Origin of the sequence: Clostridium intestinale DSM 6191, assembly GCF_900130055.1 — a bacterium.
GTDB classification, from domain to species: Bacteria; Bacillota; Clostridia; order Clostridiales; family Clostridiaceae; genus Clostridium_T; species Clostridium_T intestinale.
Map to the genome: position 1 here is coordinate 501338 of NZ_FQXU01000003.1, position 14989 is coordinate 516326.

At 29.9% G+C, this 14989-nt stretch carries 15 protein-coding genes; 4 read left to right on the forward strand and 11 right to left on the reverse strand.

The window, feature by feature from the left end:
- Positions 1-66: 66 nt before the first annotated feature.
- The gene (locus BUA92_RS02680; protein ID WP_073016440.1) at positions 67-480 is read right to left on the reverse strand and encodes a MerR family transcriptional regulator; all 414 of its coding nucleotides are present in this window, start codon (positions 478-480) and stop codon (positions 67-69) included.
- 187 nt (positions 481-667) lie between these two features.
- On the opposite strand from BUA92_RS02680, the gene BUA92_RS02685 reads away from it, so the two are divergent.
- Positions 668-1666, forward strand: a complete 999-nt coding sequence (locus BUA92_RS02685) for an oxidoreductase (RefSeq protein ID WP_073016441.1) — start codon at positions 668-670, stop codon at positions 1664-1666.
- 174 nt (positions 1667-1840) lie between these two features.
- On the opposite strand, the gene BUA92_RS02690 is transcribed toward BUA92_RS02685, so the two are convergent.
- From BUA92_RS02690 to BUA92_RS02710, 5 genes are all read right to left on the reverse strand, one after another.
- Positions 1841-3886: an FtsX-like permease family protein gene (locus BUA92_RS02690; protein WP_073016442.1), complete on the reverse strand. Its 2046-nt coding sequence runs from the start codon at positions 3884-3886 to the stop codon at positions 1841-1843.
- The gene (locus BUA92_RS02695; RefSeq protein WP_073016444.1) at positions 3876-4643 is read right to left on the reverse strand and encodes an ABC transporter ATP-binding protein; all 768 of its coding nucleotides are present in this window, start codon (positions 4641-4643) and stop codon (positions 3876-3878) included. Before BUA92_RS02695 ends, BUA92_RS02690 begins: the two co-directional genes overlap by 11 nt.
- A 137-nt stretch (positions 4644-4780) precedes the next feature.
- On the reverse strand, positions 4781-5782 hold the full coding sequence (locus BUA92_RS02700; RefSeq protein ID WP_242950035.1) for a sensor histidine kinase: 1002 nt from the start codon (positions 5780-5782) through the stop codon (positions 4781-4783).
- 14 nt (positions 5783-5796) lie between these two features.
- Positions 5797-6465, reverse strand: coding sequence for a response regulator transcription factor (locus BUA92_RS02705; protein WP_073016448.1), 669 nt, complete (start codon positions 6463-6465; stop codon positions 5797-5799).
- 99 nt (positions 6466-6564) lie between these two features.
- Positions 6565-6987, reverse strand: coding sequence for a MerR family transcriptional regulator (locus tag BUA92_RS02710; RefSeq protein ID WP_073016450.1), 423 nt, complete (start codon positions 6985-6987; stop codon positions 6565-6567).
- Between the two features lie 130 nt (positions 6988-7117).
- Here BUA92_RS02710 and BUA92_RS02715 point away from each other — a divergent pair, with 130 nt between their 5' ends.
- Positions 7118-8149, forward strand: a complete 1032-nt coding sequence (locus BUA92_RS02715; RefSeq protein ID WP_073016453.1) for an SDR family oxidoreductase — start codon at positions 7118-7120, stop codon at positions 8147-8149.
- Between the two features lie 280 nt (positions 8150-8429).
- On the opposite strand, the gene BUA92_RS02720 is transcribed toward BUA92_RS02715, so the two are convergent.
- The 4 genes from BUA92_RS02720 to BUA92_RS02735 form a co-directional block, all read right to left on the reverse strand.
- Positions 8430-8798, reverse strand: a complete 369-nt coding sequence (locus tag BUA92_RS02720) for a hypothetical protein (RefSeq protein ID WP_073016455.1) — start codon at positions 8796-8798, stop codon at positions 8430-8432.
- A 57-nt stretch (positions 8799-8855) separates the two neighbouring features.
- Positions 8856-9764 (reverse strand): metallophosphoesterase family protein, encoded by a 909-nt coding sequence (locus tag BUA92_RS02725; RefSeq protein WP_073016458.1) that lies wholly within the window; start codon positions 9762-9764, stop codon positions 8856-8858.
- Positions 9765-9860: 96 nt separating this feature from the next.
- Complete coding sequence (locus tag BUA92_RS02730) at positions 9861-10556, reverse strand: helix-turn-helix domain-containing protein (RefSeq protein ID WP_073016460.1); 696 nt, start codon at positions 10554-10556, stop codon at positions 9861-9863.
- 212 nt (positions 10557-10768) lie between these two features.
- On the reverse strand, positions 10769-11323 hold the full coding sequence (locus BUA92_RS02735) for a TetR/AcrR family transcriptional regulator (RefSeq protein ID WP_073016462.1): 555 nt from the start codon (positions 11321-11323) through the stop codon (positions 10769-10771).
- Between the two features lie 176 nt (positions 11324-11499).
- Here BUA92_RS02735 and BUA92_RS02740 point away from each other — a divergent pair, with 176 nt between their 5' ends.
- Both BUA92_RS02740 and BUA92_RS02745 read left to right on the forward strand, forming a co-directional pair.
- Positions 11500-12261 carry an EFR1 family ferrodoxin gene (locus BUA92_RS02740; RefSeq protein ID WP_073016464.1) on the forward strand — a complete coding sequence of 254 codons (762 nt, stop codon included), beginning with the start codon at positions 11500-11502 and terminating at the stop codon, positions 12259-12261.
- A 59-nt stretch (positions 12262-12320) separates the two neighbouring features.
- Positions 12321-13427, forward strand: coding sequence for an MBL fold metallo-hydrolase (locus BUA92_RS02745; RefSeq protein WP_073016467.1), 1107 nt, complete (start codon positions 12321-12323; stop codon positions 13425-13427).
- Positions 13428-13605: 178 nt separating this feature from the next.
- On the opposite strand, the gene BUA92_RS02750 is transcribed toward BUA92_RS02745, so the two are convergent.
- Positions 13606-14964, reverse strand: a complete 1359-nt coding sequence (locus BUA92_RS02750) for an aminotransferase-like domain-containing protein (RefSeq protein ID WP_073016469.1) — start codon at positions 14962-14964, stop codon at positions 13606-13608.
- Positions 14965-14989: the final 25 nt, after the last annotated feature.

A 14989-nucleotide genomic window follows, 5' to 3' on the forward strand; every position in this document is an offset into this window, starting at 1 on the left:
AATTGTAATAAAAAAAGAAATGCCCAGCCATAACTTAGGCTTACATTTCCCTTTTTAACCTTACATTTATGTAAGGTACTTATTTATTCTTTTCTTATTAATCATCTCTTTTAATTCATCTTTGGAGACTTTTTCATCATAATAGTCTAACTTCATATCTACCAGTTCAAGAAGTTCAGTATATTTTTTTATCTCTTCTTTTATTATTTCTTTTTGTTCAAGCATAATCTTACGTTTTTCTTCTAATGTTTCCCTTCCATTAATACAAAGCTCAACGTAATTTTTTATATATGAGATAGACATTCCTGTAGCTCTCATACAGCAAACAATTTGAAGCCATCCTAAATCAGTATCTGTATATACCCTTCTTCCATTATTATTACGTTGTACAGATGGTATTAGCCCCTCCCGTTCGTAGTATCTTAATGTGTAAGGTGATAAATTAAATTTTTCTGCTACTTCTTTTATGGAGAAATTCATAGTTGGCCCCCTCTAAATAACAATCTACAATCTTATCTAATACTATAATTTCTATATATAAAGATTACAATACTTATTAATCAATATTTATGAAATTTCCTATTGACTTACACTGCACTCTAAGAAATATACTGAATGTAAAGCTAGCTATTTAAAAATTAGGATACGCATAGAAAAGGAGAATTATATGAAAAATACTATTCAATCACCAATAAATTCAGGATATGGATTTTCTACAACTGCAAAAGAAGTTATGGGAGATATAAATTTACAAGGAAGGATAGCAATTGTTACTGGAGGTTATTCAGGAATTGGATTGGAAACTGCTAAAGTTTTAGCTGAAGCTGGAGCCACAGTTATAGTACCAGCAAGAAATATTGAAAAAGCACAGAAGGCTGTAAATGGAATCCAAAATATAGAGTTAGAACCTTTAGACCTTATGAATCCTGATTCTATAGATAGCTTTGCAGAGAAATTTATAGCTTCTGGAAGGGCTCTTCACCTCTTAATAAATAGTGCAGGAATCATGGCTCCACCTCTAATGAGAGATACCAGAGGGTATGAATCTCAATTTGCAACAAACCACCTAGGACACTTTCAATTAACATCAAGACTTTGGCCTGCTTTAAAAAGGGCTGGCAACGCTAGGGTTATTGCAGTTTCCTCAAGAGCTCAACGTCTTGGAGGAGTTAATTTTGAAGACCCTAATTTTGAAAAAACAGAATATGATAAATGGAAAGCCTATGCCCAATCAAAATCTGCCAATGTACTTTTTGCAGTTGAGCTTGATAGATTAGGTAGAGAATATGGAGTAAGATCATTTGCAGTACACCCAGGGTTAATTCCAACTACAGATCTCGGTAGATTTTCCCTTGATGGAAAACTTACTACACAAGAGCTTAAGAATAATGATAAAAAAACTGCCAATAAAGAACATACAAATGAATTCAAAACCATTGAACAAGGTGCTGCCACATCGGTATGGTGTGCAACTAGCCCATCACTAAATGAAATGGGTGGTGTTTATTGCGAAGATTGCGACATTTCTGAAGCTGTTCCAGCTGATAGCTTAAATGGAAATGGAGTGCGCCCTTGGGCCATAGATGCAGAATTAGCTAAAAGATTGTGGCAACTTAGCGAAGAGCTTACTGAAGTTAAGTTTAATATTTACACCCCTGCTCTGTAGAAGTTCGAAGAACTTCATCAAATTCCTTTTAACCCCTGCTCTGTAGGAACCTCAAAGATGTTCCATGATATTCTTATGTTTTTTTATAATCTAAAGAAGTTTAAAAAAGATAAAAACCCTTGATTTTTCAAGAGTTTTTATCGTTCTGAAATTCTATTATATATTTGTGCTTAATTACCTAACATCTACATTCCTCTTAAATGAATAATAAGTAGCTACAAAATAGCACACATAAATAACTATAATTAGAAACAAGGAGATACTTATATTGAACATAAAAGCTTTTCCGCCAATATATATATCTATTATGGTTTTGCTTGCAGTCTGAAAAGCATTAAAGAATATATAGAAACCGAAAACTGCTACAATTATTGGTAGTGTAAAGTATAGTGATATTTGTTTTAAAATTAATCTTCCTATCTCTTTATTATCTATCCCAAGCTTCCTTAAAGTATTAAATCTCCCTTTATGCTCTATTGAGTCAGAAAGTTGCTGCAAGGCAAGTACTGTTAAGCTTATCATAAGTAAAACAGCCCCGCCGTATATTCCAAGTATTCTCATGCCAAGTGTAACATTTAATATTTCATTAGTCTCTGCTGCTTTTAATCTGATAGTCAAAGGATTGTTCTTGTTTTTATTACTTAACATATTACTGTGATTTTCCATAAACCACTTTGGTATAATATCTCTTTCAATCTTAACTAATGCATCATTACTGACCTTACTAGTACTTTTAGCGTAAAAGTCCTTAGCTGCTAAGGTTAGACTTTTGCATAGCTCATCAGGCAACACAACAAGTCCACCTTCACGTGAATTATAAATATATTCACCTATAGAATCCTTGTAGTATGGGTTTGAACTGAGCTTAAACTCTTTATCATTTATTTTTAGGGTTGAATTTTCACTAATATAATCATTAAGAAGAGAATCATCTACAAGTTTCAGCCACTGAGTTGTAAACTCATTATCCCCAAGCTGTACTTCACTAAACCCTAGCATCTTTCTTAAGTGATTATAATCACCTAAGCTTATAGCAAAGAGAGGCATGTTTTTTACATCTGTATCGTATAGCTTTTTATCATAAATGTAATATTGCTCCACTTCACAATAATCCTTTATATCAAAGTTTTCATTCTCTAATTTTTTCACTAATCCACTATAATCAATTTTAGATATATCCTCTTCACTACTCATAATATTTAGCTTATTTGCTACTATTGTATCAAAAGGAATTCTATTATCTAAATATCCTAAACTCCACTGTGACAATAAAAGTGTCAAAGTAAAACATAAGGCAGCACCTAAAAAAGTTAGTGAAATTGTAGCCATTAACATAGGTGCAGTCTTAATTTTTGAAACTACTGCTCCTATTAAAAACAGATTTGTATACTCATACTTAAACTTTATCCATCTTTCTTTAATTAGAATTAGTACATATGATAATGAGTAGAAAAGTGTATATGTTCCTATGATAAAACTAATTATTGCAATCCCAAAATATGTTATTTCATTGCCTTGTTTTAAATCAGGATTTCCAACCACTAGAAGAATTTTGTGGACAGAAAATCCGCAAAGTATATAAAATAAAATAGCTGCAATAAATACGCTTATATATATACTCTTACCTCTCTTAAACTGGAATTCAGTCTTTTTTTCATCATTAAGCATATTAATTAGTTTAGATTTACTTAAGGTTCTTACGTTTATTAGCCCAATTATACAAAACATTAAGGAGAAAAACAGTAAAGTTATTGCTATAGTGTCTAGATAAAGCTTAAAGGAAAATATAATTTCTTGATTTGCAGTCATAAGAATTAAAGCAGTAACAAGCTGTGAAAACAAAGTTCCAAGAAATATTCCAAAAGCTATTGAAATCATACCCATAACCAAGGTTTCAATAAAAAACATAAAGGCTACATTTCTCTGTGGAATTCCTAGTAATATATAGGTTGCAAATTCTCTTTTCCTTCTCTTTATCATGTATTTATTTACATAAGCTATAAGCACAATAAGTAACCCTGTTATGATATATGTGGCGTATTTCAACATGATTTTAAGGTACTCAAAATTATAGGTATCCTCTGTTATCAATTCATAATGTGAGCTTGATAATGACAGGAAGGCATAAAACATGCTTACACAGATAATTAATGTAACAAAATAAATTACATAATCCCTAATTGACTTTCTTGCATTACTTAAAGCCAGTTTAGCGTACATCTCTCACATCACCCCCAAGCAAGGCTACCACATCCAATATCTGATTAAAAAATTGCTTTCTGGTGTTTTGTCCCTTTATAAGTTCAGTAAATATCTTGCCATCTTTAATAAATAAAATCCTGTCACAATAGCTTGCTGTAAAAGAATCATGAGTTACCATTAAAATAGTTGCTCCTAGCTCTTTATTTAGATGAGATATCATCTCTATAAGCATTTGAGCTGACCTTGAATCCAGGGAACCAGTTGGTTCATCTGCCAAAATAAGCTTTGGATTTGTAATTAAAGCTCTGGCACAGGCACATCTCTGCTTCTGTCCTCCTGAAACTTCATAGGGATATTTCTGAAGTATATCCTCTATCCCTAGCTCTGTAGCTATAGCAATTACCTTACTATCTATATCATTCTTTTTTTGCCTGTTAATAGTTAAAGCTAAAGCTATGTTTTCATGAATTGTCAAAGTATCTAATAGGTTAAAATCCTGAAAGATAAAACCTAGGTTTTCCCTTCTAAACTTTGCAATATCTTTTTGATTAATTTCTGTTAAATCCTCACCATCTATATAGATATGTCCAACACTTACTTCATCAATTGTAGATATAATATTTAGTAATGTTGTTTTACCAGAGCCAGAGGGTCCCATAACCCCTACAAATTCTCCCCTGAATACCTGAAAACTAATGTCATCTATTGCCTTTACTACATTCCCTTTATTTCCATAGTACTTTTCTACATTTTTTATATCTAATATTTTATCCAATTCACTCACCTCACTTACATTGTACCTAATTTCTTCCTTGCTTGATTCGATTGAAACTTACTTTAAAGTTACAACTTTGTCACTTTACAGAACTTAAATATAAATTTTCTTAAAGAATCTTAACTGAAAAAAAGAGCCTATATGGCTCCATCTTTACAAAAGTTACCTTTAGGAAAAGAAATAATTACTTTTGTATATAAGTTTTCCTTTGAATCTGCTGTTATTAATAGCCCTAACTTATCACAAAGCTTTTTACATAGATACAAACCTATCCCTGTAGATTTATGATTTTGTCGTCCTTTGGTTCCTGTAAAACCCTTATGAAATATACGGTTAATTTCATTATCAGGTATTCCTATTCCGTTATCTTCAATAATAAGTTGAACACCACTTTTAATCTTTTTTGTGTAAATCTTAACCACAGGAAAATTGCTACTTCTATACTTTACTGCATTCACTACTATTTGATTTATTATAAACTCCAACCATTTGCTATCACAGTATACACTTTTATTAAGGTCAGTTAATTCTACATCTATATTATTAAGAATAAACATCTGCTTATTTCGTATAAGCACCTTACTTACACACTGTTCCAGTGAAATTTCTTTTATAAGATAATCCTTATGGGCTTCCTCACTTCTAGCATAAAATAAAGCCTGCTCTACATACCTATCTATATTTTCAAGTTCCTCTAATATTGCTCTAGAAGTACAAGTTCTATTGTTTTCTTCTATGAGTTTAATAGCTGCTATAGGGGTCTTTACTTCATGTATCCATTGTTCTATATATTCCTTATATTCCTTACGCTGAGTGTTAATTTTATTTACTTCTTCAAGCATAGACTTACCTGCTTTCTTAATTAAATCATAATAAGGAGCCGCATCTATAAATGGAGGTTTATCAATTATTTCTCCCATAAGATATTTCTTGTCCAGTTTTTCTGCTGTTTTTAAAAGATCATGGTAATAGACCTTTCTCTTTCTATATTCATAAATGAAAAAGGCTGTATACACTAAAATCCAAGCTACTGCAATAGTAATTATAGTATCTAATGTATTTCCAACACTAAAAAGAAAGGTACTTAAGGTGATTAATGCTATAAAATTCAACAAAACTACTTTTATTTTTTTTCTCAAATAATCTCCTAAATTCATATTATGTATCCTTGTCCTCTTTTAGTTTTTATAAAATCGCTGACTCCAATATCCTCAAACTTATTTCTAAGTCTTGTTATATTTACTGTAAGGGTATTATCATTTACAAACATTGCACTATCCCACAAATATTCCATAATATCAACCCTAGACACTATTCTTCCTTTATTAATCAATAAGTAATGAAGTATTTTAAGTTCATTTTTAGTAAGCTCTATCTCGCTATCCTTATATTCAACTTTGCTGGACAGTATGTTCAACTTAACACCGTTATATTCTATAAAATCTCCTGAATTTTCATTAGGATATGCCCTCTTTAAAAGCGAATTTATTCTAGCAAGAAGAATTTGAGCATTATATGGTTTAGTAATAAAGTCATCTCCTCCTAAAGTTATGCTCATAAGCTCATCAACATTGGTATCTCTGCTTGTGATAAATATGATAGGTACAGTTGAAGAACTACGTATCTCTGTACATATTTTAAAACCATCATCATAGGGTAAATTAATATCTAAAAGGATTAAGTGAGGATTATTTTCCTTTACAAGCTTAGGTATTTTATTAAATTCCATAGTTTTAATAACACGATACCCATTTCTAATTAATAGGCTTCCTATCTCATTCTGAAGTTGCTCATTATCTTCAACAATCATAATATTAAACATATATCATCCTTAGAGAGAGAATGCGTAACTCTCACTAAAATCCTCCTTTTTTTAATAACGTAGACTTTTTTAAGTTTAAATAATAAAGGTATTTATTACTTATAATAAGTTATTCTCGCGCTTTTCATCCTGAACCATTCTTCTTTCTTCACTAATAATTTCAAAAGCATTATCAGATCCATACTTTTCTACTTTCCAACGAATATGGTCAAGATTTTTATTTAGATTTTTTATTTGATTTATAATTACTTCTTCATGTTCCAAAAGTAATTTTTTTCTCAAATCTATAGTCTCAGCACCTTCCATACATAAGTCAATATACTTCTTAATATCTTTAATTTGCATTCCAGTATCTTTTAGACAACAAATCGTCCTAAAGAGACCAACATCTGATTCAGTAAACACTCTGTTTCCTGCTTTATTTCTTAAAACAAATGGCAGTAGTCCCTCTTTATCATAAAATCTAATTGTATATATGGAAATATTGAACATTTCAGCTATATCTTTTATAGAATAAGTCAATTTTAAATCTCCTTTAAATTTTATTTTAAAAAACCCTTGACCTCGATATAACTCTAGGTATTAAGATGAGTATAAATCTTAAGATGTTAATTTTCAAGTTAATAATATTTATTTTGTGGAGGTATAAAATATGACGAAAACAGTTTTAGTAACAGGTGGCACAGGCTTTGTTGGTACACATATAATTTTTCAATTATTACAGAGGGGGTATAATGTAAAAACAACTATCCGATCCTTAAGCAGTAAAAGTAAAGTAATTGATACACTAAAGTTTAACGGACTTACTACCTTTGATAATCTTACATTTGTTGAAGCAGATTTATCAAAGGATGATAATTGGGATGTAGCTATGGAAGGATGTAACTATGTATTAAGCGTGGCATCACCTGTGTTTTTTAACATTCCCAAGGATGAAAATGAAGTGATACGCCCTGCTGTTGAAGGTATAATTCGCGTGCTAAAAGCTGCTCGAAATGCAGGAGTGAAACGCGTTGTCATGACTTCTAATTTCGGTGCAGTTGGATTTAGCAATAAGAATTCAAATATTACTACAACAGAGGAAGATTGGACAAACCCAAATGAAAAAGGTTTATCAGCTTATGAAAAATCAAAATTATTAGCAGAACGTGCTGCTTGGGATTTTATCAAAAAAGATGGTGGTAGCTTGGAATTTACCACAATCAACCCAGTTGCTATTCTTGGCCCCTCATTAAGTGATCATATATCAGGTAGTTTTGGACTTATAGAGCATCTATTAAATGGATCCATGAAAGCAATTCCTAATATTCCTTTAAATATTGTTGATGTTCGAGATGTAGCTGATTTACACATTCGTGCAATGACAAACCAAAAAGCAAATGGAGAGCGTTTTATAGCATCAGCAGATGGTCAAATATCTATGCCTGAAATTGCTGCATTGATAAAAAATAAAAAACCAGATATTGCGAAAAACATTTCTACAAAAACAGTCCCTAATTGGATTATTTATTTAGCTGCTCTATTTAATAAGCAAGCAAAAGAGGCTGCACTATTATTAAGGATGAGTCGTAATGTGAGTAATACAAAGGCTAAGAAAACTTTGGACTGGAAGCCCCTTTCAACCAATGAAGAGATTATTCTTGCTTCATTAGATAGCATGGTTAAATATAAACTTATAAAATAATGATTTATTTTTAAGGGGACTCTCTAAAAGTTCCCTTAATGCACATTATATGAAAACTAGTACTAAGAATATGTGTTATTGAAGTGCCTATTTAAAAGGACTTATAGGTATTTCTTCATCTCAGATAATTGTTTCATAATATCCTATATCCCATACGCTTCCTATCCCAGCAACTTTTAAAGCTAAATGTATATATAAAATAAATATATATGCTCATATAAAATATAAATACTTTAATCAACATTTTTCATTCTTTCAAATTCAAATTTGTATTTATATTTTATTCTTTTATTTGAATCCACTTAGAATTAGTAATTGTCGTAGGATAAGTTTCTTGTACATACCTATCATATATAATAGTGACTATATTATCCGCTATAATGCTATCCTGAGATATCTCTTCACCCGACTTATTAAAAATTTTAATATCCTTGCAGCTAATAATACAATTATCTCCTATTAGTGAAATTGATGAATTATCAATTCCACTAACAACTAATTGCTTATTATATAAATTATTTTCAATTACCTTAGCATCTACAGTTGTTTCAACACCATCAGATTTATTTAAATTGCATCCATTCAATAGAAATAAAATTATTGGTATACTTAAAGTCCTACTAACAATTTTAAATATTTTATTCTGCATATACTCACCTCATTTATTTGATTATACAATATATAAATAAAAATATTTTACACAATTTTATCTTTCCATTTTTATATATTTAGATAGTGTTTTTGCGTCTATTGAAACTCCATTCCATGTGTCTGTAAGCCCAATATCCTTTGGTGAATGTTTTTGATAATTTCCATTAATACCGTTAATAGAAACATTCATCTCATTATCAATATCAACAATAACGTGTAGTGCTTCTTTATATAAAATTAAATCTTTTAAATATGGATATTTTTTATGCACTTCATGTGAATAGTTGAATACTTCTTTAGTTCCATGCCAAATATAAGAGGTTGAATTTACAGTATAATAATGTATATTATTAATTGTTTTACAATCACTGCCATGGTCATGTCCATTAACGCAAAACAATATTTTTCTTCCCTTTAAATTTCTTCCCTCTAAAATGGCTCTTATTTCTTTTCTATTACTTATACCACGTTTTTGAAAATCATTTGACAAACTTTGATGTGAGATTAGTATATAATACTTATCATTATCATCTAACTCTTTCTTAAGCCAGTCTATTTGTTCATTTGGTATATAAGGATACTCATCATTAGATTTATCATAATTTCTTTTACAGTATGGTGTAACATTAGTCTTTTTGTTAATAAAATTTGCATCTAAAATAATAAATTTAATGTTCTCTATAATAAAGGAGTAATAACTTCTTTCCATATTAAAAAAATCAAGAACTTCATCAATAGTATAACTATCAGTATTATGATTAGCTATAGTAAAATAACACGGTAATTCTGAACTATTAATATTCTCTAGTATTCTTTTATTTTCATTTAATGGATAACATAAATCACCCAAATCTATCATAAAATCAACTTTGGCTTTTTTTGCAGAAGTAATTATTTCTTCAATTCTCCTATCTCCATCTGGTATAGCATCATAATGCAAATCTGAAAATATAGCAAATTTCAAATTAACACCTCACAAATCTATTTCTTATTTTAAATATTTATTTCTAAATATGCTACTAATTTAGAGAAATCATACAATGAATTATAGTTTTTCTAATCAACTCTCAATAGCAATATATACATCCATATAACAAACACCATCTTTATCATATATCTTTTCAAAGCAAGATAGAATATCTTTAGTTTTCTTATACTTATAACAATTTACTTCCATGTATATCATAAGTGTCTTATATGCATTAGGAATAAGAGTAAATGCTTCTATAAAGGGATCTTTGATTGTAATAATTGCGTATTCTTGTTTTATTTGAGTAATAATTTCTAAGTCATTACTTTCAACTTCAAAATTAGAAGGTAAAATACAAGCAGCAGCATATCCATGCATATGATAAACATTTATTTGCTCCTGTGATACGTGTGGAAAATCCCACCCTATAATTTGTGGGTTAATAATTCCATTACTATTAGCCCATTCTGTTATAAATTTCATGGCATTTTCTTCTGGTTCTCTACTTATAATTTCATATTTAACAAAAGAAAATGAATCAACTTCTTTTACTCTGATATTCGAATAGGCTTCATTTATCATGCTTATATCTTCTCTAACCAGCTTATCCATTGAGCATGAAAAAAGATTACAGAGGGATATCACTTTATCTATCTCGGGATAGGTAGAATCAAGTTCCCACTTTGAAACAGTTTGACGAGAAACCCCCATTTTTTCTGCCAACTCTTCTTGAGTCATTCCTTTGTGCATTTTTCTTAAAAATTGAATGTTTTGTCCAAAACTCATATTTTAATATCTCCTTTACATTATAATAAACTTATTATAATTGGATTTACCATTATCTTACACCAACCTTTAACTTCTTTTTTATTATTCTTTGCAACCTTAAGTTGCAACCTCTAAAGTATAATATTAATTTAAAATATGGTATATTAGGAATCTACTATCGCTCTTAACAATATAACCAACTGATATAATTCATTATTTATTTAATTTTATCAATAGTGCGTCATTTGCTCTCGATCTAATATCTGCCACAAATGTTCAGCCATATATTCAGCTGGATAAGGCATTGAATTTGTAATCCACCACTCCACTACACCAACAGCAGCTGAAGCAACATATTGCACCATTATTTGTTTATTTATATCTTGGTTAATTCCAGTCATATCAATATTCTCTTCCATATTCTTAAGAGTCATTTTTAGAATACGCTCTCTAAATGCAGGCATAGCTTTGTTATTCAGCATGTTGGAATAAAAAAAGGCATGCTGCTCAAGATATTGAAATGTATTAAGCAGCGAAGCTTTGGAATCAAAATTACTGGTTTCTCCATGTATAAGGCAACTTTCAAATAATTCATTCAAATGAGTCTCTATACATTGATCCAGCAGATCAAACTTATCCACATAATGTAAATATATGGTGCCACGATTTACATTTGCCTCTTCTGCAATTTCATTAATGGTTATCTTTTCAAAATCTTTTTCCGACATTATTTTAATAAAAGCTCCCATAATGGCTTGTTTTGATTTTTCAATACGTCTATCCATAAAAATATCTCCTTAATAATTGTGTTATGTTGAACATTCAGATGCATTTTGTTGATTAATAAACAAATTCGATTTTTTTAACTATTGAATCGAATTAACTTAATTGATAGATTTAGTATATTGAACAAGTGTTGAAAAATCAACATGAATTCAAATAAAGAAGGGTGGAAATTAATTTGAAAATATTTTATTTTACTGCAACAGGAAATAGTTTATATGTGGCAAAAAAAATTGGTGGGGAACTATATTCAATACCTAAAATGATAAAAGAAGGAAAATACGATTTTGAGGATGAAGCTATAGGATTTGTATTTCCTTGTCATGCATTCGGAATGGCAAAAATAGTTAGTGATTTTATGAAAAAAGCCAATTTTAAAGCTACCTACTTTTTCTCTATTATGACATACGGTGCTAGTCCATTTTCTGGACTAAGGAATATGGAACTAGTGGGCAGGGAATCTGGAATCAAGTTCAACTATACAAATGAAATACTGATGGTTGACAATTTCCTTCCAACCTTTAAGATGGAAGATGAAGTAAAAAATAAGAATCCAAAGGAAATAGAAGAAAAACTTAATGAAATAATAGACGATATTACAAATAGACGAAATTCTCTTGTTAAAAAAGGATTTGCATCCAATGTTTTATCTAAGTATGGTCGTCGTTTAGCAGATAAACTTAGCCATAATTACGCAATTAAGAATTTTAAAGTTATGGATAATTGTACTAGCTGTAAAGTATGCGAAAAAGTCTGCCCTGCAAATAATATTAAAGTTGAAAAGAAACCAGAGTTTTTACATAAATGTGAAGGATGTCTTGCTTGTATACATCATTGTCCACAAAATGCAATACACTTAAAAAGTGAGAAAAGCAAAGCTAGATTCATAAATCAAAATATAAAGCTTAAAGAAATAATTGATTCTAATAATCAGGCTTAGTAAAAAGCATAATTGATAAAACTTGAAATGTAAAAAAGGACTAGAAGGATGTGATAAAGATGTGGCTTATAATTATTTTGTCATTGTTAATATTAATTTTAATCGTCGGATTATTATTTATGAAAATTTCACCACAGTTTGGATCTAAAGCAACAGGAGATTCCTTTGATAGAATTAAGAGTTCTAAAAATTTTAAAAATGGTAAGTTTATAAACCTTGAGGATACTTCTATGATGACAAAATTTGATTTTGATACTATGGTGAAATATTTTTCAAATAGTCAAGATAAAGTGCCAAAATTTTCTCTTCCAATTGAAAAAATCAATGTTAATTCATTTGAGCGTAATAATGGAAAAGACATAAAATTAACTTGGTTTGGACATTCAACTTTGCTTTTAGAAGTGAATAATAAAAAAATATTATTAGATCCCATGCTTTCTGAAGTACCTGCACCACTTCCAATGTTGGCATCTAAAAGATTTAGTAAAAGTATTCCATTAGAAATAGTTGATTTTCCAGCACTAGATGCCGTCTTAATATCACATGACCATTATGATCATTTAGATTATTTAACTATAATTAAGCTAAAAGACAAGGTGAAAAAATTTTACGTACCACTTGGTATTGGAGAACATTTAAAATTATGGGGAATAGACAAATCAAAAATTATAGAATTAGATTGGTGGCAGGAATCAAAGCTTGATGAAATGACTTTTATTTCTACCCCTTCCCGTCACTTTTCTGGTAGAGGATTATTCAACATGAATAGCACCCTATGGTGTTCTTGGGTTATAAAGAGTAACAATCACAGCATCTTTTTCAGCGGAGATAGTGGATATAACAAAGATTTTAAAGAAATTGGAGATAAATATGGCCCCTTTGATTTAACGATGCTTGAATGCGGTCAATATAATGAGGGCTGGTCAGATATTCATATGATGCCTGAAGAAACTGTTAAGGCTAACATGGATTTGAAAGGAAAAACATTAATGCCCATACATTGGGGAGCTTTTAAATTATCCGTCCACTCTTGGTATGAACCTATTGAAAGATTATTAAAAGAAGCAAACATATTTAATGTTAACGTAATTACTCCAAAAATTGGTGAAACTGTAGTTGTCGCAAAACCAAAAGAATTTGAGAAATGGTGGAGGCAGTATATTTAACAATCTAAATTATAGATCTTCTAGAAGAAAGCTTTGGTAAAAATCTAATTAACTTACTTAGAAAATTTTCTATTCATCCAGATTTCAAAAAACATTATTTGTAATAAGAAATAGTAGATCCAAGAAAAGTTGGACTCTACTATTTTTTATTCTATTAAATCCCTTAAGTCACATCCCTCTAAGCATAAACTTCCATTAAAGCTCGAATTTCTAAAATTATATCAGTAATACTCCTGATATCTTCTTCTGGAATACTAGAAATACATAATCTTAAATAATTAAAATCTCTTTTTTCCCATTCTTCTTTCAAAAAGTACTCTTCCATTGAACTTATTAATATTCCTCGGTTTTTAAGATTATTTTTAAGCAAATTTATATCTATATATTTAGGTAACTTAGCCCAAATAAATATTCCGTTCTCTGGAACATGCCAAAGGAGGTTATTAGGGCTCAGAGTATCTATAATCTCCTTTGCTCTTCTTAGTTTCGCTTCATAGGATTTTTTAACTTTTTTAACGTGTTTTTCGTACATACCTGATTTTATAAAAATATCTAAAGCTGCTTGGGTAAGTTTTGAGGTGTTAAGGTCACTTATATATTTAAGATTTACTACAGATTCGGCTAATTTTTGAGGCAGTACAGCTACCCCTAATCTTAATCCAGGCATGAAGGTTTTAGAAAAACTCTTTATATAAACCGTACTTTTAGTTATATCATAATAATGAATAGGCATAGAACCCTTCTTATATCCTAAATCAGCTAAATAGTCATCCTCTATCACAATGATATTATACTTATTACAAAGTTCAGCAATTTTTTTCTTGTTATTTTCAGTGAGACTATACCCTGTTGGATTATGATGTCTTGGTATCACATAAAATGCAGCAATATCACCTTTCTTAAATAACATCTCAATCTTCTTAAAATCAAATCCATCTTCTTTTCTTTCAATTCCCACAACATCTACTTCTAAATAACTAGCTAAGTTTAATGCAATGCTATATGTAGGAACTTCTACAAGTAACTTTCCTTTATTATTTTTAAAAATAGACTGAAATACCAAACTTATAGCCTGCTGTGCTCCATGAGTCACAATAATCCTGTCTGAAGTTGTATATACCCCCTTGCTTTCAAATTCATTCTTAAGTGATTCTCTAAAAGACAGCAATCCAATAGTTGATTCGTAATCAAGTAAGGTACTTTTATACTCTTCTATTGCATTATTAATTGAGTGAGCAAATTCTCTATATGGAATCAGTTTGCTATCTGGTTTCACCGTAGCAAAATCTATTTTTGTATTTTGCCTAGAAGAATTATTTTCAGAATCTACAAGATAAAATCCACCTCGTGGAATGCTATATACCTTATGCTCTCTTTCAAGTTCATTGTATGCTTTATTTACAGTGATTTTATTTAATGAAAGCTTTGAAGCAACTTCCCTACAACTTGGAAGACGCATGTTTTTCTTTATTTTGCCTTCTTTAATTTCTTTAAATATAAATTCTTTAACTATATCTGTTTTACTTATGTTATTCATAATTCCTCACCTCAGTTCTGTAGTA

Coding starts and splice junctions, on each gene's coding strand:
- BUA92_RS02680 (WP_073016440.1), bottom strand. CDS start 480: ATGAATTTCTCCATAAAAGAAGTAGCAGAAAAATTTAATTTATCACCT.
- BUA92_RS02685 (WP_073016441.1), top strand. CDS start 668: ATGAAAAATACTATTCAATCACCAATAAATTCAGGATATGGATTTTCT.
- BUA92_RS02690 (WP_073016442.1), bottom strand. CDS start 3,886: ATGTACGCTAAACTGGCTTTAAGTAATGCAAGAAAGTCAATTAGGGAT.
- BUA92_RS02705 (WP_073016448.1), bottom strand. CDS start 6,465: ATGTTTAATATTATGATTGTTGAAGATAATGAGCAACTTCAGAATGAG.
- BUA92_RS02715 (WP_073016453.1), top strand. CDS start 7,118: ATGACGAAAACAGTTTTAGTAACAGGTGGCACAGGCTTTGTTGGTACA.
- BUA92_RS02720 (WP_073016455.1), bottom strand. CDS start 8,798: ATGCAGAATAAAATATTTAAAATTGTTAGTAGGACTTTAAGTATACCA.
- BUA92_RS02730 (WP_073016460.1), bottom strand. CDS start 10,556: ATGAGTTTTGGACAAAACATTCAATTTTTAAGAAAAATGCACAAAGGA.
- BUA92_RS02735 (WP_073016462.1), bottom strand. CDS start 11,323: ATGGATAGACGTATTGAAAAATCAAAACAAGCCATTATGGGAGCTTTT.
- BUA92_RS02745 (WP_073016467.1), top strand. CDS start 12,321: ATGTGGCTTATAATTATTTTGTCATTGTTAATATTAATTTTAATCGTC.
- BUA92_RS02750 (WP_073016469.1), bottom strand. CDS start 14,964: ATGAATAACATAAGTAAAACAGATATAGTTAAAGAATTTATATTTAAA.